This window comes from Streptomyces sp. NPDC086766, from assembly GCF_044746005.1.
Lineage (GTDB): Bacteria > Actinomycetota > Actinomycetes > Streptomycetales > Streptomycetaceae > Streptomyces.
Window position 1 is genome coordinate 183,511 of record NZ_JBIVBI010000009.1, and the last position, 20,045, is coordinate 203,555.

Genomic DNA, 20,045 nt, shown 5'->3' on the forward strand with positions numbered 1-20,045 from the left:
CCGCCTGCGGAGGGGCGCCCCCGGCCCTCATAGACGCCGGGATCGCCCCCCGGGTTGCCCGCGCGGGGCGTGCGCGATGATGGGAGGACTCCACCGCACGTTCATTCCCGGGAAGGTCTTCTTCATGGCACCGCGCATCCTGCTGGCCCGGCACGGACAGACCGCGTGGTCGCTGTCCGGCAAGCACACCGGCAGGACCGACGTCCCCCTCCTCGAGGAGGGCCGGCGGGGCGCCAAGCTGCTCGGCGAGCGACTGCACCGGGCGCCGTTCGACGGCCTGCCCGGGGTCGAGGTCCGCACCAGCCCGCTGGCACGCGCGCGCGAGACGTGTGAACTCGCCGGGTTCGGCGACCGCGCGGCCCACTGGGACACCCTCATGGAGTGGGACTACGGCGCCTACGAGGGCATGACGCCGGAGGAGATCAAGGCCGAGCGGCCCGGCTGGCTCATCTGGCGGGACGGCGTTCCGCGCGGTGAGAGCCTCGCCGAGGTGACCGCGCGCGCGGACGAGGTGGTGGCCTGGGCGCGGGCCGAGGACCGTGACGTGCTGGTCTTCGCGCACGGGCACATCCTGCGCTCGATCGGCGCGCGCTGGCTGGGCCTCCCGCTGGACTTCGCGGCCCGGATACGGCTCAACCCGACGTCCCTGTCCGTCCTCGGCTGGGCCTACGGCGAACCGGCGATCGAGAGCTGGAACGACCTGGGGCACCTGGCGGGGTAGCACCCGGGGGCCGCCCGGCCCCCCTCCTGCGTGCCCCGCCTGCCTGCCCCGCCTGCCGCTTGGCGGGCCGCCCAGAGCGCCGGTCCGGTGGTGCGCCCGTGGGCCGGTCCGGTGGTGCGCCTGCCTGGCGCGGAGCGGGCGTCACTCCTTGATCGGCGCCACCGTGTCGAGCCCGGCGCTGGGGGGTGTGCCGCGCGCTCCGGACGCTGAACTCTGCGATCGCGGGCCATCCGCCCGCAGTCCGCAGTCCGCAGTCCGCAGTCCGCAGTCCGCAGTCCGCAGTCCGCAGTCCGGCGCGTCCGCCGCCCGCGTCCCGCCGTCTGCTGCCCGCGCCCCGCGCGGCCTCCCGCCTGCCGGTCGGCTTCTGCTCCTCGCGGCCCGCGGCCCGCGGCCCGCGGCCTTCGTCTGCCGCCCGCCGCCGCACCCCGGGGCCGGGGGGCTGCGCACCTGTGTGCGCACCGCAGCGCGCCGTGCGGGGCGCGCTCGCCGGGTTCGCGGCTCACGCCGTCCGCGGCGCGTTCGCGTGGCGTTCCAGGAAGACGGACACCCCGGACGCCCGCCGGTGCGGCAACAGCACCCGTGCCGTGCCCGCCAGCATCGTCTGGATGCGCGACGACTGGACCTCCTCCAGCAGGTCCAGCACCCGCATCCCGGCCGTCGCCGCCTCGTCGGGACGTCCCCCGCGCGCGAGGTCGTCGGCCAACTCGGCCGTGTAGAGGGCGATGTTCCGGGTGAAGTGCGGGTCCTGCAGCTGCGCCGCGCGCCGCGCGTGCCGGGCCGCCCGCGGCCAGTCGCCCAGCGTCGACCAGCACTGCGCCTCCAGGCCCTCCAGCTCGGCCTCGCCGTAGAAGCTCATCCACTCGGGGTCGGCGTCCGAGGTGCCCCGCTCGTACAGCGCCTGGGCGCGGGTGAGCGCCTGCTCGCACGCGGTGCGGTCGGCCAGCCCCGCCCAGCCGCCCGCCTCGCGCAGCGCGAGCAGCGACATCAGGCGCGCGGAGCCCAGCCCGCGCGCGACCCGCTGCGCCGCCTGCGCCGCCCGCACCGCCTCCCGGGGCCGTCCGGTGTCCCGCGCGAGGAAAGCCGTGTTGCAGAACGCGTGCGCCTCCAGCGCCGCGTCCCCGGTCATCCGGGCGGTCGCGAGCGCCTCCGCGTAGTGCGAGCGGGCGTCGTCGAAGCGCCCCGAGTCGTGTGCCAGCCAGCCGACGGAGATGGCCAGTTCACCGGCGCCGGAGTGCAGCCGGTCGGCGGTGGTCTGCCGGGTGGCTCCGGCGTCGAGCAGCGCGTAGGCGGCGCGCAGCGGAGCGGCGGCGCGCCGGTAGAGGCCGTCCGCGCCGTGCCGGTCGTCGAGCAACCGGATCCTGCGGACGGCCTCTTCGAGGGCGCTCGCCTCGCCCGAGCCGGCGCGGCGGACGGGACGGTCCGCGGCCGACGCGTCGAAGGCGAGCCCCAGGGGGCCCAGCGAGGCGGCGGCCACCGTGGCGCCCCCGCGGGTCATGAATGCGCGACGCAGCACGTCGCTCTCCTCGTGGTCTTCGTGCGGGTGGTACGGGTGGTACGGGTCGTGCGTGTTCTGCGTGTCATACGGGTGGGTCGCCCCTCGCGTTTCATGCGGGGCGCCGGCGGGGCTCGTGGTGCACGAGGGGGGCGCGTCGTCCAGGGAGGCGCGCGCCCCGCGTCCGCGCACGGACGAGCGCGGCGCGAACCCCAGGTCGGCCAGCGTGCTGCCGGGGAACATGTGCAAGAACACCCGTTCGTATGCGTAGTTGGGGCAGCGGATCTCACCCGCCTCGACCCGGCCGATGTAGCGCGCGTCACAACTGACCCGCTCGCCGATCTCGTGGGCCGCCCGCCGCACCGCCGCGGCGAACTCCGCCGGCGAGCGCTGTCCGCGCAGCCGCCGGAAGGCGAGATTCGGCCGCGGTGGCCGAGGAGACTGGGACGAGGTCACCGCTGACGACGCCATGGCCGGGCCCTCTCTGCGAACCGTCGAACCGTGCCGGTTTCGGGGTGAGTTGTCCGAGTGGCACCCTTGGTTCCGGCGGGCAAGAACGTACCTGCTGCATCTGGTCCGCCATGCGGTGTTTGGCTACAAACCGGATATCTCACCCACGATCTGCCATGAACTGCCATCCTTTACGGCTGACTTCCGCCGTAGCCGTTGACGCGCTGCCGCGTTGTACCCCGTGGACCGGGAGCCGCGGGACTCCCGACCCGCTCGTCCACGAGGAGGGTTCCGTGAGGGAAGCACGGATGGACACCGACCAGAGCGTCGACCCTGGTGTGCCGTCGGCGGTGGCGTGGCCCCTGCCGATCGCGCCGAGCGACGGGCCGCCGGGCGCGCAGGCCGCGTGCGACCTGGTGACGGTGCCCGCGCGGCAGGGGCTGGAGGCGGTGGACATCCTGCGCCGCGGCGCCGGCGACGCGGTCGGGCCCGTACTGCACGACGGCGGGGGCGACACGCTCGGGTTCGTGGTCCCGGCCGGCACGGCCGCCGGGTGGGACGTGCCGGGGAGCACGTGCACGGGGACCGACGGGCGGGGGCTCCGGCTGGCCCCGGAACCGGTGGTGCGGGGGGCGGACTGGCTGCTGCCGCCCGGTGAGGCCGATCCCGCGACGGACCCCGCGGTGCTGAGGCGCGCCCTGGGCGAGGCGGCGCGCGTGATCGAGGCCGCGGACCGCTGCTGGTAATCGCGGAGGCGGCCCGCCGGGCCGCCGCCATCGAGTCGCGAGCCGCCTCCGTCGTGCCGCGAACGGGCGCGGTCGTGTCGCGAACCGCCTCCGCCGAGTCGCGCACCGGCACGGTCGAGTCGCGACAGCTTCCGCAGAGCCGCGCGCGGCCGTCAGCGAGTGGCGGACCGTCCGCGCCGAGTCGCGGAGAGCCGCCGTGGGGAGGTGCCGGCGGCGGCCGCCCACGGCGCCGATCGCCGCCGCCTTCGGGGCCCCCGATAATGGTGTGGTGGGAAAGTCCAGGAGCGCCCGCCGCGCGCGCGGCGCCGTCGAAGCCGTCGTCGAGCAGGTCGACGGCGGGCTCGCCGAACTCATACCCGACCGGGAGCGGGCGCGGGCCTGGACCCTGCTGATCGACGGCGCACCGCAGTCGCACCTCGACCTCGACGACCCGGCCCACCTCTCCTTCGAGTACCAGCGGCGGCTCGGGCACGTCATCGACCTCGCCGCCCCCGCCGGGAAGCCGGTCCACGCGGTGCACCTCGGCGGCGGGGCGCTCACCCTCGCGCGGTACGTCGCCGCCACCCGCCCCCGGTCCACCCAGCAGGTCGTCGAGCGCGACGCCGCCCTCGTGCAACTGGTCCGCCGCGAGCTGCCGTTGGACCCGAACGCCCGGATCCGGGTGCGCTCCGCGGACGCCCGGGAGGGACTGGCCAAGGTTCCGGAGGGGTGGGCCGACCTCGTCATCGCGGACGTGTTCAGCGGGGCCCGCACCCCCGGCCACCTCACCTCGACGGAGTTCCTCGACGAGGTCCGCAGGGCCCTGAGGCCGGGCGGCATCTACGCCGCCAACCTCGCCGACGGGCCGCCGCTCGCCCATCTGCGCGGCCAGATCGCCACCGCGGCCGCCCGGTTCGCGCAGCTCGCACTGGTCGCCGACCCGGCCGTGCTGCGGGGCAAGCGGTTCGGCAACGCGGTGCTCGTCGCCTGCGACCTGCCGCTGCCCGTCGCCGAACTGACCCGCCGGGCCGCCTCCGACCCGCATCCGGGCCGCGTCGAGCACGGCAGGGCTCTCACGGACTTCACCGGCGGCGCCGCCCCGGTGGCGGACGCCGCCGCGGTGGCCTCCCCGGCCCCGCCCGCCTCGGTCTTCCGCTGACCAGGCGCCGGCGCCCCCGGCCTCCGGCAGCGCCTAGTAGTTCCCGACCTCCACGTGCGGCGGTCCGTCGTGCCAGGTGCAGAACACCGACACCCGGTCGGCGCCCGAGGTGAACTCCACGCGGATCCAGGACTCGGTCTTCCACACCTGCATCGACCAGCCCGTGCCCGGAGTCGCCGAGACCAGGGAGGCGGAGGCCGGGCCCAGGTCGAGCACCACCCGGCCGCCTTCGGTGTCGTAACTCCTGACCCGGCCCGTATCGCCGGAGGACGGGCCCGGGCGCCCGGGGGACGCCGGCTTCGTGGCGGTGGGGGCCGACGGGCGGGGCGACCGGCCCGGCCGCGCCGGCGGGCTCTTCGACGGGGCCGGCCGGCGGGTCGAGGAGACGCGGGGGTCCGGCGCCGGAGCGGCCGCGCCGGCCGCCGTGATCGGCAGCGCGCGCGGCGGGTCGTAGGCCGTGCCCGCCATCACCGTGTGGACGCCCCACCACGACAGCGTGACCGCCGCGCCCGTGGCGAGCGACCACGCCAGTACGTGAACGAGTCCTCTGCGCATCGCGGCCATACTGCCTCACCCGTCCCACCCGTGTCCCCCGAGCGCGGTCGGGGTGAGGTTGTCCACAGGCCGTGGGCGGCGAGGGGGAGTTGTCCACAGGCCGGCACCCGCTCCGTCCGCATGGCGTACGGTGCGGCGCATGGCAAGTGTGCTCGTGGTCGAGGACGACCAGTTCGTACGCTCGGCGCTGATCCGGCACCTGACCGACGCCTCGCACACCGTGCGCAGCGTCGGTACGGCACTGGAGGCGCTGCGCGAGGTCGCCCACTTCCGCTTCGACGTGGTGATCCTGGACCTCGGACTGCCCGACCTGGACGGCTCCGAGGCCCTGAAGATGCTGCGCGGCATCACCGACGTCCCCGTCATCATCGCCACCGCGCGGGACGACGAGGCGGAGATCGTGCGGCTGCTCAACGCCGGGGCGGACGACTACCTGACCAAGCCCTTCTCCGTCGAGCACCTCTCCGCGCGCATGGCCGCCGTGCTGCGCCGCTCCCGCTCCGGCGCCGGGGACGCCCCGCCGTCCACCGTCATCCGCGTCGGCGGCCTGATCCTCGATCCGCTGCGGCGCCAGGCCGAGTTGGACGGGGCGCGCCTGGACCTCACACGCCGCGAGTTCGACCTGCTCGCCTTCCTGGCCGGCCGTCCCGGAGTCGTCGTCCCGCGCAAGGAGCTGCTGGCCGAGGTGTGGCAGCAGTCCTACGGCGACGACCAGACCATCGACGTCCATCTGTCCTGGCTGCGGCGGAAGTTGGGGGAGACCGCCGCACGGCCCCGCTATCTGCACACCTTGCGCGGTGTCGGTGTGAAGCTGGAGCCCCCGGGAGCGGAGCCGCCGCGATGAGATGGGCACTGGTCAAGGTCTGTCTGGCCGTCACCGCGATGGTCGTGGTCGCCTTCGCCGTCCCGCTGGGGCTGGTGGTCAAGGAGATGGCCCGGGACCGCGCGTTCTCCAACGCCGAGCGGCGGGCGGCGGCGGTCGCCCCCGCGCTGTCCATCACCACCGAGCGGGATCAGCTGGAGCGGGTCGTGGCCTCGGCGGGCTCGGACACCGAGATGGCCGTGCACATCCCGGCGGTCGACGGCCGGGCGGCCGTCGACATCGGGCGCCGGCGCGCCGCGGGCGAGGACATCGCGACCGTGCGGAAGCTGGGCCGCGCCTCCACCACCGAGGTGCCCGGCGGCTCCACGCTCCTGCAGCCGGTCGCGCTCAGCTCCGGCGCGATCGCGGTCGTCGAGGTCTACGTCCCCGAGTCCGATGTCAGCAACGGCGTCGGCACGGCCTGGGCGGTGCTCGCCGCGGTCGGCGTGGCCCTCGTCGTCGGCTCGGTCGCCGTCGCCGACCGGCTGGGCGTCCGGATGGTGCAGCCCGCGCAGCGGCTCGCCGAGGGCGCGCACGACCTGGGGGAGGGCAAGCTGGGCGCCCGGGTGCCCGAGGAGGGGCCGACCGAACTGCGCCTGGCCGCCGTCGCGTTCAACTCCATGGCCGACCAGGTCGTCCAGCTGCTGGCCAACGAGCGGGAGCTGGCGGCCGACCTGTCCCACCGGCTGCGCACCCCGCTGACCGTGCTCCGGCTGAACGCGGCCTCGCTCGGCGAGGGGACCGCCGCCGAGCAGACCCGGGAGGCGGTCGCCCAGCTGGAGCGCGAGGTCGACACCATCATCCGGACCGCGCGGGAGGCCAAGCCGCAGACGGCGGCGGCCGGACCCGGCGCCGGCTGCGACGCGGCCGAAGTGGTCCGGGGACGGATGGAGTTCTGGTCGGCGCTCGCCGAGGACGAGGGGCGCAAGTGGCGGCTGGCCGGCGTCGAGCGGCCGGTGCGCATACCCGTCGCCCGCGCCGACCTGGCCGCAGCCCTGGACGCCCTGCTCGGCAACGTCTTCCGGCACACCCCCGAGGGCACGGCCTTCGCGGTCGACGTGCACAACGGCGACGACGCGGTGATCGTGCTCGTCTCCGACGCGGGCCCCGGCATACCCGACCCCGAGGCGGCCATGGCGCGCGGCCGTGGCTCCGGCGCCGACGGCTCCACGGGGCTCGGCCTGGACATAGTGCGCCGGCTGGCCGAGGCGACCGGCGGTGACGTGCGGATCGGCTCGTCGGTGCTGGGCGGCACGGAGGTGCGGATCTGGATCCAGCTGGACGGACGGCAACCGGTGCGCCGGGGGCACCGTGGCGCCGTGCGCCGCCGCCGGCCGGGCAAATTGGTCTCGACCTTTAACCGTCCCCGATCCCTCCCTTAAGCGCACCCTAAGATCCTCGACGGCCGTCCCGTTCAAGCCGTTTGCCCGATTCCGCCTCGCTAGCGTGCTGCCGCATCCCACCCCCCGTGAACAGCGAAGGCAGGCACGCGATGAGCACGCACCGGCGGCGTATCAGTGGCAGGAACAAGGCGATCGGCGGTCTCGTCGCCGCGGCCGCGGTCGGCGGCGGCGCGCTCGTGTTCACCGGCATCGCGCAGGCCGCCGGCGTCGGCGCCGCGTACACGAAGACCAGCACATGGTCGACGGGGTACACCGCGCAGTACGTCGTCACCAACAACACCGGCCAGGGCGAGAAGGACTGGACGCTGGAGTTCGACCTCCCCGCGGGCAGCAGGCTCGGCTCGCTGTGGAACGCCGAGTCGAGCGTCAGCGGGCGGCATGTCACCGTGAAGCCCGCGAAGTGGGACACCGGTGGCCTCGCACCCGGCAAGTCCGTCACCGTCGGCTTCGTGGTCGAGGGCACCGGCGACCCGGCCGGCTGCCGTATCGACGGCGCCTCGTGCTCCGTCGACGGCGGGCCCACCCCGGCGCCGAGCGGCCGCCCGACCCGGTCCGCCACCCCGGCCCCCACCGCCACCCCCACCCGGTCCGGCACGCCGACCGCCACCGCGAAGCCGACCGCCACCCGCACCCCGACGGCCACCGCGTCGCCCTCGCCCTCGCCCTCGCAGACCACCGGCACCGGCACGAAGGCCGCGGCAGGCTTCGCGCCGTACGTCGACACCTCGCTCTACCCGGCCTTCGACCTGCTCGCGAGCGCCGGCGCCACCGGCGTGAAGAACTACAACCTCGCCTTCGTCACCGACGGCGGCGGCTGCACCCCGAAGTGGGGCGGAGTGACCGACCTCGGCGGCGACGGTGTCGCGGCCCGGATCGGCGCGCTGCGCGCCAAGGGCGGGGACGTGCGCGTCTCCTTCGGCGGCGCCTCGGGCGCGGAGCTGGCGACCACGTGCTCTTCGGCGGACGCGCTGGCCGCCGCCTACGGCAAGGCGGTGGACGAGTTCAAGTTGACGAAGGTCGACTTCGACGTCGAGGGCGGCGCGCTGGCCAACACGGGCGCCAACACCCGCCGGGCGCAGGCCATCGCCGAGCTCCAGCAGCGGCACCCCGGCCTGGACGTCTCCCTCACCCTCCCCGTCATGCCCGAGGGGCTGACCCAGGACGGCGTGAACCTGCTGTCCGACGCCAAGGCCCACGGCGTGCGGATCTCCGCCGTCAACATCATGGCGATGGACTACGGCGCCTCCTACAGCGGCGACATGGGCACCTACGCCGAGCAGGCCGCCACCGCCACCCAGGCCCAGATCAAGGGTGTCCTCGGTCTGTCCCACAGCGCCGCCTGGAAGACGGTCGCCATCACCCCGATGATCGGCGTCAACGACGTCTCCACCGAGGTCTTCACGCTCGACGACGCCACCCAGCTGGTGAACTTCGCCCGGTCCAAGGGCATCGGCGCGCTGTCGATGTGGTCGGCGACCCGCGACAAGCAGTGCGACGGCGGGCCCAGGCCCACCGCCGACGCGACGTGCAGCTCCGTCGCCCAGGAGAAGTTCGCCTTCTCGAAGGCCTTCGGCGCCTTCGACTGAGCGGTCGAGGAGCCGGACTCCCCACGCCCGGCCGGGGCGCGGCACTCCCCTAGGTCTTCGTGCCGCGCCCCGCCCCCCGTTCAGCAGGCCCCGGCTGCCCGGATGGCCGGACGCCGGGACCTCCGGCTGCCCGCTGCCGCCGTCAGATGCCGTCCACCGGGGCGAGTTCCCCGCTCCGGGCGGCCTTGGAGTACCACAGGGCGCTGGACTTGGGCGTCCGGGCGAGCGTCGCGTAGTCCACGTACACCGCGCCGAACCGCTTGCCGTAGCCGTAGGCCCACTCGAAGTTGTCCATCAGGGACCACAGGTAGTACCCGCGCACGTCCGCGCCGTCGGTGATGGCCCGGCGGACCGCCGCGAGGTGGCCGCGCAGATAGGCGATGCGCTCCGGGTCGTGCACCCGGCCGTCCGCGTCCACCTTGTCGTCGTAGGCGGCGCCGTTCTCCGTGATGTAGAGCGGCAGGCCGGGCGCCTCCCGGGTGTAGCGCATGATCAGCTCGTGCAGACCCGACGGGTCGATCGTCCAGCCCATCTCCGTGCGGTCGCCCGGCGTCTGGTGGAACATCACGTCGTCCGCGGCCGGCCACGGCGAGAACGCGCTGGCCCCGTGGCCGTCCGCGCGCGGGCCCTCCGCCCCCGCGTCGGCCGCCGACACCAGTGCCGGGGTGTAGTAGTTGAGGCCGAGGGCGTCCAGCGGCTGGTTGATGCTCCGCAGGTCGCCGTCGTGGACGTACGACCAGTCGGTGAGGGACGAGGTCGCCTCCAGCAGCGTGGCCGGGTAGGCCCCGTGCAGCATCGGGCCGTGGAAGACGCCGTTGGCCAGGTCGTCGATCTTCCGGGCCGCCGCCAGGTCCGCCGGACTCTGCGAGGCGGGCCGCACCACGGAGGAGTTGAGGCTGACGGCGACCGTGTTGCGGGCGGGCATCACCGACCGCAGCGCCTGCGTGCCCAGCCCGTGCGCCAGGTTCAGGTGGTGGGCCGCGCGCAGCGAGGCCTGCGGGTCCGTGCGGCCGGGCGCGTGCACGCCGGAGGCGTAGCCCAGGAAGGCGCTGCACCACGGCTCGTTGAGCGTGATCCACTGCTCCACCCGGTCGCCGAGCGCCTCACCCACGATCTGCGCGTACTCGGCGAAGCGCAGCGCGGTGTCCCGCTCCGGCCAGCCGCCCGCGTCTTCCAGCTCCTGCGGCAGGTCCCAGTGGTAGAGCGTGACCGCGGGTTTGATCCCGTGGGCGAGCAGCTCGTCGACCAGGCGGCGGTAGAAGTCCAGCCCCACCTGGACGGCGGGACCGCGGCCCGTGGGCTGCACCCGCGGCCAGGAGACGGAGAAGCGGTAGGCGTTCAGGCCCAGCTCCGCCATCAGCGCCACGTCCTCGCGATAGCGGTGGTAGTGGTCGACAGCGATGTCACCGGTCTCGCCGCCGGCCGTCTTTCCCGGCGTATGGCTGAAGGTGTCCCAGATCGAGGGGGTGCGGCCGTCCTCCCGCACCGCCCCCTCGATCTGGTACGCGGAGGTCGCCGCGCCCCAGAGGAAGGAGGAGGGGAAGGTCACCGGGGTCACCGGGGTCACCTGCTGTGCGGACTCAGGCATGGAAGCGCTCCCAGAGGAGGTCGTTCGGACCGACGGATAGGGGGAGAGAAGGAAAGAGGGGGAGGAGGGGAGGGGAAGAAGGAGGGCGGCGGAGGAGAAGGGGCCGAGGCTTCGGTGACCCGGCCCCCTGGGGCGTACCCGGTGCGCGGCAGGCGTACGGCGGCGCGCACCGCGGAGGTTCAGCCCTTGACCGCCCCCTGCATGATGCCGCCGACGATCTGCTTGCCGAAGATCGCGAAGACCAGCAGCAGCGGCAGTGTGCCGAGCAGCGCGCCCGCCATGATCAGCGACTGGTCGGGGGTGTAGCCGCGGCCCAGGCCCGCGACCGCGACCTGCACGGTCGGGTTTCCGGTCTGGGTCAGCACCAGGAACGGCCACAGGAAGTCGTTCCAGGTCTGCACGAACGTCAGCATGGCCAGCACGGCCATCGCGGGACGCGCCGCCGGGAACACCACGTGCCACACCACGCGCCAGCTGCTCGCGCCGTCCACTCGGGCGGCCTCGATGATCTCGTCCGGCAGCGCCTGGATCAGGTACTGCCGCATGAAGAACACACCGAACGCGCTGACCAGCGAGGGCAGGATCACCGCCTGCAACTGGTCGGTCCAGTCCAGCTTGGCCACCATCATGTACAGCGGGATCACGCTGAGCTGCGGCGGGACCATCATCGTGCCGATCACGATCAGCATCAGGGCGCCCCGGCCCCGGAAACGCAGCTTGGCGAAGGCGAAGCCGGCGATCGTCGACAGGAAGACGATCGTGGCCGCGGACACCCCCGCGACGATCGTGGTGTTGAGGAAGGCCTTGCCCAGATTGGCATCCGACCATGCGACCCGCAGGTTGTGCATCAGGTTGGAGCCGAACCAGAAGGGCGGCGGCGTCTGCGCCAGCCGGGCGTTGTCGCGGGACGCGGCGATGGCACTCCACACCAGCGGGAACAGTGAGCCGATGGTGAACAGCACCAGGATCACGTACGCCACCGGTCCGGCGTGCATCTGGCCGCCGGCGCGCGCCGACTTGGGCCGCCGGACGCGCTTGGCCTCGGGCGGTGCGGTTGCGCCGGGATTCGTCAGGGTCGTCGTCACGGCTGGTTCTCCTAACTACTGGCGCGCAGCCGGCGCGAGATGACGTAGTTGACGAACCCGATCAGGATGAGGATCAGGAACATCGTCCAGGCGATCGCGGAGGCCCGGCCCAGGTGCTGGTTGACCCAGCCCTGCTCGTACAGGTAGACGCCCAGGGTCTGGAACTGGTGGTCGGCCCCGCCGGAGGCACCCTTGATGGAGTCGAACAGCAGCGGCTCACCGAACAGTTGGCTGGCGCCGATCGTGGACACCACGGTGGTGAACAGGATCGTCGGACGCAGCTGCGGCAGCGTCACGTGGAAGAACTGCTGCCAGCGGTTGGCGCCGTCCAGCGCCGCCGACTCGTACAGGTCCTGCGGGATCGCCTGCATCGCCGCCAGGTAGATCAGCGCGTTGTAGCCGGTCCACCGCCAGATGACGATCGAGGAGACCGCGATCTGCGACGGCCACTTGTCGTTCTGCCAGTCGACGGAGCCGAGGCCGACCTGGTGCAGCGCCCAGTTGATCATGCCGTAGTCGCGGCCGAAGAGCAGGACGAAGACCAGGGAGGCGGCGGCGATCGAGGTGGCGTACGGCGCGAGCATCACGACCCGGTAGAAGGTGGACGCCCGCAGCTTGTAGTTGAGGATGTGCGCGAGCCCCATCGCCATCAGCAGCTGTGGAACGGTGGAGATGATGCCGATGGTCAGCGTGTTCCTCGCCGCGTTCCAGAAGAAGTCGTCGTCGAAGATCCGGGTGTAGTTGCGCAGGCCCGCCCACTGCATGTCGGTGGGCGAGGTCAGCTCCACCGTGTGCAGCGAGGCCCAGCCGGTGTAGACCAGCGGGAACAGGCCGAACGCGATGAAGAGCATGAAGAACGGGGAGACGAAGGCGTACGGGCTCCAGCGGAGGTCCCGCTGCCAGCGGCGGGACAACCGGTCGCGGCGCTTCGCCTCGGCTGGCGACGCGATCGCCGCGGGAGGGCGGACCGGGGCCGCGCCCCCGTCCTTGACGGGGAGCGCGGCGGTGTCGTGCCGGGGTGACATACCGGTCACTTCTCCAGGTTGTTGTCGATCGTCTTGACGGCCGTCTTCCAGGCCTCCTCGGGCGACTTGCCCTTCGTGACCAGGACGATGCCGTTGTCACCCAGGCCGGCGCCGATGATCTGGTCCTTCGGGCCGATCGGCTGGAGCGGGATGGACTTGGCGGCCTCGGCGAAGATCTGACCGATCGGGCTGTCCCCGGTCATGGCGTTCTTCGCGTTCTGCACCGCGGGCATGTCGTAGACGGCGGGGGCGCTGGGGAAGCTGCCCTGCACGGCGAAGAGCTTGGCCTGCTGCTTCGGCGCGGTCAGCCAGGCGACGAGCTGCTCGGCCTCCTTCACGTGCTTGCCGCTCTTGGGCACGGTCAGGAAGCTGCCGCCCCAGTTGCCGGCCTTCGGCGCGGCGGCCACGTCCCACTTGCCGACCGCGTCCTTGCCCGACTTGGCCTTGAGGTAGCCCAGCATCCACGGCGGGCAGGAGATCGCGGCGAACTTGCTGTTCGCGATGGTCTGGTCCCAGGCCGGCTGGAACTGGGTCTGCGGCTGGACCAGGCCCTCCTGCGCGGCCTTCGCGGCCAAGTTGAAGTCGGCCCTCACGGCCGGGTTCGTCTTGTAGACGACCTTGCCGGAGGAGTCGTAGAACTTCGTCTTCTCGCTGCCCAGGATGGCGCTGAGCAGACCGCCGGGGGAGTCCATGAAGACGGTGCCGTTGGGCGCCTTCTTCTTGTACTGCTCACCGACGCCGACCAGCTTGTTCCAGTCGCCGGCCCACAGCTTGCCCACCGCCTCGCGGTCCGAGGGCAGACCGGCCTTCTGGAAGAGGTCCTTGCGGTAGCAGATCCCCATCGGGCCGATGTCGGTGCCGAGGCCTATGGTCTGGCCGTCCTGGGTGGTGGCCTGCTGCCACTTCCAGTCCAGCCAGTCGCTCTTGTTCACGCCGGAGACCTTGGAGAGGTCCTCGAGCTTGGCCGCCTGCGTGTTCACCACCTCGGCGATGTTGCCGACCTCGACGGCCTGGACGTCCATCAGGCCGCTGTTGGTGGTGAGGTGGTTGACGAGCGCCGGGTAGTAGTTCTCGTTCCGCTCGGTGACGTTCTCCTGGATCTTGATGTTGGGGTGGAGCTTCTCGTACTCGGTGTAGAGGCCGGCTTCCTTGAAGCCCATGGTGCCGAAGAGGCCCATGGTGATCGTGGTCTTGCCGTTCGAGCTGCCACCGTCCGACGAGCCGGACGAGTTCTTGCCGTCGTCTGCACAGCCGGCCAGCAGCCCGGCGCCCAGCGTCGCGACTGCCGCCAGGGCCACCGCCCTCGTGGCGGTACGGGTACGTGCTCGCATTGCGTCCTCCTGTTGCCTGACGTGCCGACCCCCCGGCCAACTGCATCTGCTGGGCCCCAATGTTCTCGCTGCGGCTCGGGCGGGGAACGTGCGGGTTGTGTATGTGCCAGGTACCGTGGGAGCGCTCCCACGAATGATGTGTTGAAGGTTCGCGGGTTCGGGCGGGGGTGTCAAGGGAGTCGGCAAGCAGAGATGGCTTCAGTTATCGGCCTGTTAACTGGGCCCGTCGCACCCGGTCCGAGATGCGGAGGCGAGCCGGTGCGGGCCGGGGTGTGGCCCGCGGCGGCGCACCCCGCGGACGGCCACTCTCCCTGGTGCGGCTGTTAGATTCCAGCTCAGCGTGATGACGACTGCGGAGAGGCGGGGCCCATGGCAAGCCACGGAGCGCGGAGCCGGAGCGGTGGGCGGCCGACGCTCGAGGAGGTCGCCGCGCGGGCGGGCGTGGGGCGCGGCACCGTCTCCCGGGTGATCAACGGCTCGCCCAGGGTCAGCGACGCCACCCGCGCCGCGGTCGAGGCCGCGGTCGCCGAACTCGGCTACGTCCCCAACACGGCGGCCCGCGCCCTGGCCGCCAACCGCACCGACGCGATCGCCCTCGTCGTCCCCGAGCCGGAGACCCGCTTCTTCGCCGAGCCGTACTTCTCCGACATGCTGCGCGGCGTGGGCGCCGAGCTGTCGGACACGGAGATGCAGCTGCTGCTGATCTTCGCGGGCAGCGACCGGGAGCGCAGGCGGCTCGCGCAGTACCTGGCGGCGCACCGCGTCGACGGCGTGCTGCTGGTGTCGGTGCACGCCGACGATCCGCTGCCCGACCTCCTGGCCCAGCTGGAGATCCCGGCGGTGATCAGCGGTCCGCGCTCCGCGGGGGAGACGCTCACCTCGGTCGACTCCGACAACTACGGCGGCGCCCGCTCGGCGGTGGAGCACCTGCTCGCCCGCGGCCGCCGCACCATCGCGCACATCACCGGCCGCATGGACGTCTACGGCGCCCAGCGCCGTGTCGACGGCTACCGGGACGCGCTGCGCGACGCCGGCCTGGAGGCAGACGAACTCCTCGTCGAGCCGGGCGACTTCACCGAGGAGGGTGGGCGCCGGGCGATGACCCGGCTGCTGGAGCGGCGCCCCCATCTGGACGCGGTCTTCGCGGCCTCGGACGTGACGGCGGCCGGCGCCCGCCAGGTGCTGCGCGAGGCGGGCCGCCGTATCCCGGAGGACGTGGCCCTGGTCGGCTACGACGACTCGGCCATAGCCCGCCACATGGACCCGCCGCTCACCAGCGTCCGCCAGCCGATCGAGGAGATGGGCCGCGCGATGATCGACCTGCTCCTGACGGAGATCGCGGACCGCCGCCCGGCGGTCTCCCGGGGGCTGGAGCGGCGGCACGCGGTGCTGCCGACGGAGCTGGTGGCGCGTACGTCGTCGTAGGGGTCGCGGCGGGCGCGCTGATCGCGGCGGCCGGCCCCGCCCGGTCACCCGGCGGGTCGGGCCGTGGGCCGTGGACCGTGGGCCAACAAATGAATCAGCCGGTGACTTCGTTTCCGAAGTCACCGGCTGACCACCAGGGTGAGTGACGGGACTTGAACCCGCGGCCACCTGGACCACAACCAGGTGCTCTACCAACTGAGCTACACCCACCATGACCGGCGGTTCGCTTGGTGGCTTCCCGACCGGACGAGAAAAAGTGTACAGGGTCCGGAGGGGTGCTCGCGCACGGCTTTCTCCGGGGCCCCGCCACGTGTCCCCGGCGCCCCTACCGCGCGGGCAGGACGTGCTTCGCGGCGATCGCCTTGGCGGTGTCGGAGTCCGGGCCGGGCTGCGGCACGAAGACGGCCTCGCGGTAGTAGCGCAACTCCGCGATGGACTCGCGGATGTCGGCGAGGGCGCGGTGGTTGCCGTTCTTCTCCGGGCTGTTGAAGTACGCCCGCGGGTACCAGCGCCGGGCCAGCTCCTTGATCGAGGAGACGTCGACGATCCGGTAGTGCAGGTAGCCCTCCAGCGTCGGCATGTCGCGCAGCAGGAAGCCGCGGTCGGTGCCGACCGAGTTGCCGCACAGGGGGGCCTTGCCCGGTTCCTTCACGTGCTCCCGCACATAGGCCAGGACCTGCTCCTCGGCGTCCTTCAGCGTCGTGCCGCCGGCCAGCTCGTCGAGCAGGCCGGACGCGGTGTGCATCTGACGCACCACCTCCGGCATCGTCTCCAGCGCCGCGTCCGGCGGGCGGACGACGATGTCGACTCCCTCGCCGAGCACGTTCAGCTCGGAGTCGGTGACGAGGGCGGCCACCTCGATGAGCGCGTCGTCGGACAGCGAGAGGCCGGTCATCTCGCAGTCGATCCACACCATGCGATCGTTCATGTGTCTAACCTTACGGCGCGCCGCGGCGGGCTGAGCCGACCGTGCGGCGACCTTGTTCCGGGGGCCGCCCGAAAGGTCCCCGCGAGCGGCTTCTACGTCGGTCGAGCCGGGCGGGTGGGCGGGGGATCCCCCGCCCACCCGGTCCCGTCAGCTTCCGCTGCGCTGCCCCGGCAGGCTCGCCAGCGGTGCCGGCGTGCGGCGGCCGTGGTGCGGCAGCGGTCCCGGCCCCTCTGGGTGGAGGGACGGCGCCGGGGCGGACGGACCCGGCAGCCCGAGCGGGCCGGACGGAGCCGTCGAGCCGCCGGTCCCCGCGGGTCCGGCGGGGTTCGCCGGTCCCGTCGGCCCGTCACCGTCCACGGGCCGCTCGCCCTGGGGGCGGCGCGCCCGGTAGGCGGCCCGGTAGGCGGCCGGGGAGGAGCCCAGCTGCCGCCGGAAGTGCCCGCGCAGCGCCACCGGCGAACGGAAGCCGCAGCGCCCCGCGACCTCGTCCACCGAGTAGTCCGACGTCTCCAGCAGGCGCTGCGCCTGCAGCACCCGCTGGGTGATCAGCCACTGCAGCGGCGCGCTCCCGGTGAGGGAGCGGAAGCGGCGGTCGAACGTACGGCGGCTCATGTACGCCCGTGCCGCGAGCGTCTCCACGTCGAACTGCTCGTGGAGGTGCTCCAGTGCCCAGGCGACGACCTCGGCGAGCGGGTCGGCGCCGATCTCCTCGGGTAAAGACCTGTCGAGATAGCGCTCCTGCCCGCCGCTGCGGCGCGGCGGGACGACGAGGCGCCGGGCGAGCGCGCCCGCCGCCTCGTTGCCGTGGTCCGTCCGCACGATGTGCAGGCACAGGTCGATCCCGGCCGCCGTACCGGCGGAGGTGAGCACGTCGCCGTCGTCGACGAACAGCTCTCTCGGATCGACGTGCACCGACGGATAGCGCTTGGCCAGCGTCGGCGCGTACATCCAGTGCGTGGTCGCCGGGCGGGCGTCGAGCAGGCCCGCCGCGGCCAGGACGAAGGCGCCCGTGCACAGCCCGACGATGCGGGCGCCCTCCTCGTGTGCCCGGCGCAGTGCGTCGAGCGCCTCCTCCGGTGGCGGAGAGGTGATCGAGCGCCAGGCCGGCACGACGACCGTGCCCGCGCGGGAGATCGCCTCCAGGCCATGTGGCGCGGTGAGTTCCAGGCCCCCTGTGGTCCGCAGCGGGCCTTCCTCGCCACCGCACACCAGCAGGCGGTAGCGCGGCACTCCGGCGTCCTGGCGGTCAATCCCGAACACCGAAAGCGGTATGGAACTCTCGAAGATGGGGCCGCCGCTGAACAGCAGCACCGCGACGATCTCCTTGCGACGTCGCCCGGAGAGTTTCCGGGCCGCGGCTTCCGGCGCGGCAGTGGAGTCGTGGCTCATACTGCTAAGCCCCCCTTGGTGGTCGCGGCTCCTCGGTTGTGTCGCTCCTGCACGTTTCCCCTCGGTTTTGCACGAGTCCCCCGCCGTAAGACAGTCAAGATCGAATCTACTGGGTCCCGCCGTGCCGACGTGGCCGGTTCAGCACCCGGCAGATTGTCGACATGGCAACTTGGCGTAAAGCATTCGATCACGAAGCGTTGCACTCGGGGAGCGTGCAGGGAAGTGCGCCTTGTGGCGGTGGCCAATCCACATAGGGTGCGCGGGGCCCTTCGGACCCTTTCGGTGCAGGTGGAACGGGGGTTGGGGGGTACCTGGGGGCGGTGATGCGCCATCGCGAGAAGTTGGCTGAAAAGATACGGGCGGGAGTGCGGAAACCGGTCAGCCGACCGGTGCGGATCCGCCGGGGCGACGTCCGCGTCGATGGGTCCCGGCGCCCGTCCGGGGCCTGCGGCCGCGATGCGGGGCGCGCTCCTCGGCGAGCAGCCGGGCCGCCCCGCGCTCCGACCGGCGCAGCAGCACACGGCAGACGGCGGTGACCGCCGCCAGGCCGAACGCGGTGCCCGTCGCGCCGGCCGGCGAGGTGCCGAACCAGAGCAGGACCACGGGGACGAGGGCGCAGCTGAACGCCGCCCAGCGCACCACGTCGCGCGCGGTGTCGGTCGCGGGCGGCGGCGACGGGCGGCGCTCGGGGACGGTGCGGGGTCCGGACACGAAAGACGCTCCCTGGGGCGGTGGTTCACCGGGTTCAACGCGTGCTCGAACGGCCGGTCACCGTGCGGAACGCGTCACCCTGCGGTCGCGTGGCGTGAGCGCCGCGCGAACCGCCTGTACGGGGCAGCGACCATTGCCATCCGGGCCTCACTCGTGCATGCTCCGGGGAGCCGCGACCACGGGGGTCCCCCTGTGCCCCGAGAAGTCGGGGGAGCACGCGGCAACTGGGCCAAGGAGGCGTGCCGCCGTACCCTTGGGGGTATGGGGACGGGAAGACTATTCCCGGACACAGCTCCGCCGCAGACCGAAGTCCCTCATAAAGGATCACATCGCCGAGACAGCCATGGCCGGTCACGAATTCTTCGAACCCGCGGACCGCAAGCGTCCGGTCGCCGACCCTACGGCGGCCGATCCCCTGGCGGCCGAAGAGCCACGCGCCGCGTGCGATCCCGCCTTCCAGCACGGCGTCGTCGTCGGCTTCGACGGATCCACCTCCAGTGAGCGCGCCCTCGCCTACGCGATCGGCATGGCGCACCGCTCCCGGGCCGGGCTGATCATCGTCCATGTCGCCAACCGGCTGCCCACCACGGTGTGGGCGGGGTGCGAGCCCCCCGTCTTCGTGGATGTGCCGGACCACCGCACCGAGGTCCTCGGGCTCGAACTCGCCTGCGCGGAGTACCTCGCCGAGGTGCCCTGGATCCTGGTCGAGCGCGGCGGCGACATCTGCCACGAACTGGAGGAGGTCGGCAAGGAGTACGAGGCGGACGCGATCGTCGTCGGCTCCACGCACGGCCTGGTCGGACGCCTCTTCGGCTCCGTGGCCGGCCGCCTCGCCAAGCGCGCGCGGCGGCCGGTCGTCGTCATCCCGTAGCCCCCGCGCACAGGCGCCCGCGCACGGCTCGACCTCCTTCCCCCCACTCCCTTGCCCGACCGCTGAATCTCCCCTCGCGCGGAGGTGTTTGTGCCCTTGTGAAGGGCATATACCGGTCACGCACCCTGCGCACGCATGAAGGGAGCCCGCCGTGGACAACGACGTCTCCGCGGGAAGCACCACCACCATCGCCGGCCGACTCGCCCTGGGCATCACCCTGTTGGCCTTCGGCCTCGGACACACCCGGGTCATCGACGGCGTCACGGCGGCCGACGCCGTGACACTCGCTCACTACGTGGGCGGCGTGGCCCTGTTCGTCACCGGACTGCTCGCCCTGCGCGACCACGACACCGCGAGCGGTACGGCGTTCACCGCACTCGGCGCCCTGTGGTTCACCTGGGCCCTCTCGGCCGGCGGTCCGGCCTCCGGCAACGGCGCGGGAGTCTTCCTGCTGCTGTTCGCCCTCGTGGCCCTCACCCTGACCCTCGCCGGCGGCGACCTCCTCGGCCAGGGCACCTACGGGCTGTTCCTCGTCTCCCTGCTCCTGCTCGCCGTCGCGGAGTTCGCCGACAGCGGCAGCCTGGCGAAGGTCGGCGGCTGGTTCGCCGTCGCGGCCGGCGCGGTCTCCTGGTACGCGGCGACCGCGGCCCTCACCCACTGGCCCACGGCACTTCCGCGACGCGCTGCCGGCCGGGGGGTGACGGCCACCGGCTGAGGCAGCCGTGGGCCGGGCAGTCGG

General features: G+C 73.0%; 18 protein-coding genes and 1 tRNA gene. 9 read left to right on the top strand and 10 right to left on the bottom strand.

Features of this window, described 5'->3' with window-relative positions; translation table 11 throughout:
* Positions 1 to 124: 124 nt before the first annotated feature.
* A complete protein-coding gene (locus ACIPM1_RS18960; RefSeq protein ID WP_402435859.1) occupies positions 125 to 721 on the top strand; it encodes a histidine phosphatase family protein in 597 nt (198 codons plus the stop codon).
* Between the two features lie 499 nt (positions 722 to 1,220).
* On the opposite strand, the gene ACIPM1_RS18965 is transcribed toward ACIPM1_RS18960, so the two are convergent.
* Positions 1,221 to 2,684, bottom strand: coding sequence for a hypothetical protein (locus ACIPM1_RS18965; protein ID WP_402435862.1), 1,464 nt, complete (start codon positions 2,682 to 2,684; stop codon positions 1,221 to 1,223).
* 287 nt (positions 2,685 to 2,971) lie between these two features.
* Here ACIPM1_RS18965 and ACIPM1_RS18970 point away from each other — a divergent pair, with 287 nt between their 5' ends.
* Both ACIPM1_RS18970 and ACIPM1_RS18975 read left to right on the top strand, forming a co-directional pair.
* Entirely contained in the window at positions 2,972 to 3,409 is a 438-nt protein-coding gene (locus ACIPM1_RS18970; protein WP_402436110.1) for a hypothetical protein, read from the top strand.
* A gap of 268 nt (positions 3,410 to 3,677) precedes the next feature.
* The gene (locus ACIPM1_RS18975) at positions 3,678 to 4,547 is read left to right on the top strand and encodes a spermidine synthase (RefSeq protein ID WP_402435865.1); all 870 of its coding nucleotides are present in this window, start codon (positions 3,678 to 3,680) and stop codon (positions 4,545 to 4,547) included.
* 33 nt (positions 4,548 to 4,580) lie between these two features.
* On the opposite strand, the gene ACIPM1_RS18980 is transcribed toward ACIPM1_RS18975, so the two are convergent.
* Complete coding sequence (locus ACIPM1_RS18980) at positions 4,581 to 5,102, bottom strand: hypothetical protein (protein WP_402435868.1); 522 nt, start codon at positions 5,100 to 5,102, stop codon at positions 4,581 to 4,583.
* A 139-nt stretch (positions 5,103 to 5,241) separates the two neighbouring features.
* Between ACIPM1_RS18980 and ACIPM1_RS18985 the strand changes: the two genes are divergently transcribed.
* The 3 genes from ACIPM1_RS18985 to ACIPM1_RS18995 all read left to right on the top strand — a co-directional run bounded on the left by ACIPM1_RS18985 (position 5,242) and on the right by ACIPM1_RS18995 (position 8,953).
* Positions 5,242 to 5,946 (top strand): response regulator transcription factor, encoded by a 705-nt coding sequence (locus ACIPM1_RS18985; RefSeq protein WP_402435872.1) that lies wholly within the window; start codon positions 5,242 to 5,244, stop codon positions 5,944 to 5,946.
* A complete protein-coding gene (locus ACIPM1_RS18990; RefSeq protein ID WP_402435875.1) occupies positions 5,943 to 7,346 on the top strand; it encodes a sensor histidine kinase in 1,404 nt (467 codons plus the stop codon). The genes ACIPM1_RS18985 and ACIPM1_RS18990 overlap by 4 nt, the downstream gene beginning before the upstream one ends.
* Positions 7,347 to 7,456: 110 nt before the next feature.
* On the top strand, positions 7,457 to 8,953 hold the full coding sequence (locus ACIPM1_RS18995; RefSeq protein WP_402435878.1) for a cellulose binding domain-containing protein: 1,497 nt from the start codon (positions 7,457 to 7,459) through the stop codon (positions 8,951 to 8,953).
* Positions 8,954 to 9,095: 142 nt separating this feature from the next.
* Here the strand turns inward: ACIPM1_RS18995 and ACIPM1_RS19000 are convergent, their stop codons facing one another.
* From ACIPM1_RS19000 to ACIPM1_RS19015, 4 genes are all read right to left on the bottom strand, one after another.
* Positions 9,096 to 10,541, bottom strand: a complete 1,446-nt coding sequence (locus ACIPM1_RS19000) for a GH1 family beta-glucosidase (RefSeq protein WP_402435881.1) — start codon at positions 10,539 to 10,541, stop codon at positions 9,096 to 9,098.
* 179 nt (positions 10,542 to 10,720) lie between these two features.
* Positions 10,721 to 11,626, bottom strand: coding sequence for a carbohydrate ABC transporter permease (locus ACIPM1_RS19005; protein ID WP_402435884.1), 906 nt, complete (start codon positions 11,624 to 11,626; stop codon positions 10,721 to 10,723).
* A gap of 11 nt (positions 11,627 to 11,637) precedes the next feature.
* Positions 11,638 to 12,651 carry a carbohydrate ABC transporter permease gene (locus ACIPM1_RS19010; RefSeq protein ID WP_402436113.1) on the bottom strand — a complete coding sequence of 338 codons (1,014 nt, stop codon included), beginning with the start codon at positions 12,649 to 12,651 and terminating at the stop codon, positions 11,638 to 11,640.
* A 5-nt stretch (positions 12,652 to 12,656) separates the two neighbouring features.
* Positions 12,657 to 13,982, bottom strand: a complete 1,326-nt coding sequence (locus ACIPM1_RS19015; RefSeq protein ID WP_402435887.1) for an extracellular solute-binding protein — start codon at positions 13,980 to 13,982, stop codon at positions 12,657 to 12,659.
* 369 nt (positions 13,983 to 14,351) lie between these two features.
* Between ACIPM1_RS19015 and ACIPM1_RS19020 the strand changes: the two genes are divergently transcribed.
* Positions 14,352 to 15,407, top strand: coding sequence for a LacI family DNA-binding transcriptional regulator (locus ACIPM1_RS19020; RefSeq protein ID WP_356192341.1), 1,056 nt, complete (start codon positions 14,352 to 14,354; stop codon positions 15,405 to 15,407).
* 137 nt (positions 15,408 to 15,544) lie between these two features.
* On the opposite strand, the gene ACIPM1_RS19025 is transcribed toward ACIPM1_RS19020, so the two are convergent.
* The 4 genes from ACIPM1_RS19025 to ACIPM1_RS19040 all read right to left on the bottom strand — a co-directional run bounded on the left by ACIPM1_RS19025 (position 15,545) and on the right by ACIPM1_RS19040 (position 18,435).
* Positions 15,545 to 15,617: transfer RNA gene (locus ACIPM1_RS19025), tRNA-His, on the bottom strand.
* A 115-nt stretch (positions 15,618 to 15,732) separates the two neighbouring features.
* Positions 15,733 to 16,335 (bottom strand): oligoribonuclease, encoded by a 603-nt coding sequence (gene orn, locus ACIPM1_RS19030; protein WP_356192343.1) that lies wholly within the window; start codon positions 16,333 to 16,335, stop codon positions 15,733 to 15,735.
* Between the two features lie 147 nt (positions 16,336 to 16,482).
* Positions 16,483 to 17,724, bottom strand: a complete 1,242-nt coding sequence (locus ACIPM1_RS19035) for a helix-turn-helix domain-containing protein (protein WP_402435891.1) — start codon at positions 17,722 to 17,724, stop codon at positions 16,483 to 16,485.
* Positions 17,725 to 18,102: 378 nt separating this feature from the next.
* Positions 18,103 to 18,435, bottom strand: coding sequence for a hypothetical protein (locus ACIPM1_RS19040; protein WP_402435894.1), 333 nt, complete (start codon positions 18,433 to 18,435; stop codon positions 18,103 to 18,105).
* Between the two features lie 343 nt (positions 18,436 to 18,778).
* Here ACIPM1_RS19040 and ACIPM1_RS19045 point away from each other — a divergent pair, with 343 nt between their 5' ends.
* Together ACIPM1_RS19045 and ACIPM1_RS19050 are read left to right on the top strand one after the other, a co-directional pair.
* A complete protein-coding gene (locus ACIPM1_RS19045) occupies positions 18,779 to 19,306 on the top strand; it encodes a universal stress protein (protein ID WP_402435897.1) in 528 nt (175 codons plus the stop codon).
* 151 nt (positions 19,307 to 19,457) lie between these two features.
* The gene (locus ACIPM1_RS19050) at positions 19,458 to 20,021 is read left to right on the top strand and encodes a GPR1/FUN34/YaaH family transporter (RefSeq protein WP_402435900.1); all 564 of its coding nucleotides are present in this window, start codon (positions 19,458 to 19,460) and stop codon (positions 20,019 to 20,021) included.
* Positions 20,022 to 20,045: the final 24 nt, after the last annotated feature.

What these genes read in the sequence shown, in the direction of transcription:
- ACIPM1_RS18960 (WP_402435859.1), top strand. Translation starts at nt 125, where the DNA reads ATGGCACCGCGCATCCTGCTGGCCCGGCACGGACAGACCGCGTGGTCG.
- ACIPM1_RS18965 (WP_402435862.1), bottom strand. Translation starts at nt 2,684, where the DNA reads ATGGCGTCGTCAGCGGTGACCTCGTCCCAGTCTCCTCGGCCACCGCGG.
- ACIPM1_RS18970 (WP_402436110.1), top strand. Translation starts at nt 2,972, where the DNA reads ATGGACACCGACCAGAGCGTCGACCCTGGTGTGCCGTCGGCGGTGGCG.
- ACIPM1_RS18980 (WP_402435868.1), bottom strand. Translation starts at nt 5,102, where the DNA reads ATGCGCAGAGGACTCGTTCACGTACTGGCGTGGTCGCTCGCCACGGGC.
- ACIPM1_RS18985 (WP_402435872.1), top strand. Translation starts at nt 5,242, where the DNA reads ATGGCAAGTGTGCTCGTGGTCGAGGACGACCAGTTCGTACGCTCGGCG.
- ACIPM1_RS18990 (WP_402435875.1), top strand. Translation starts at nt 5,943, where the DNA reads ATGAGATGGGCACTGGTCAAGGTCTGTCTGGCCGTCACCGCGATGGTC.
- ACIPM1_RS18995 (WP_402435878.1), top strand. Translation starts at nt 7,457, where the DNA reads ATGAGCACGCACCGGCGGCGTATCAGTGGCAGGAACAAGGCGATCGGC.
- ACIPM1_RS19000 (WP_402435881.1), bottom strand. Translation starts at nt 10,541, where the DNA reads ATGCCTGAGTCCGCACAGCAGGTGACCCCGGTGACCCCGGTGACCTTC.
- ACIPM1_RS19010 (WP_402436113.1), bottom strand. Translation starts at nt 12,651, where the DNA reads ATGTCACCCCGGCACGACACCGCCGCGCTCCCCGTCAAGGACGGGGGC.
- ACIPM1_RS19015 (WP_402435887.1), bottom strand. Translation starts at nt 13,982, where the DNA reads ATGCGAGCACGTACCCGTACCGCCACGAGGGCGGTGGCCCTGGCGGCA.
- ACIPM1_RS19020 (WP_356192341.1), top strand. Translation starts at nt 14,352, where the DNA reads ATGGCAAGCCACGGAGCGCGGAGCCGGAGCGGTGGGCGGCCGACGCTC.
- orn (WP_356192343.1), bottom strand. Translation starts at nt 16,335, where the DNA reads ATGAACGATCGCATGGTGTGGATCGACTGCGAGATGACCGGCCTCTCG.
- ACIPM1_RS19035 (WP_402435891.1), bottom strand. Translation starts at nt 17,724, where the DNA reads ATGAGCCACGACTCCACTGCCGCGCCGGAAGCCGCGGCCCGGAAACTC.
- ACIPM1_RS19045 (WP_402435897.1), top strand. Translation starts at nt 18,779, where the DNA reads ATGGCCGGTCACGAATTCTTCGAACCCGCGGACCGCAAGCGTCCGGTC.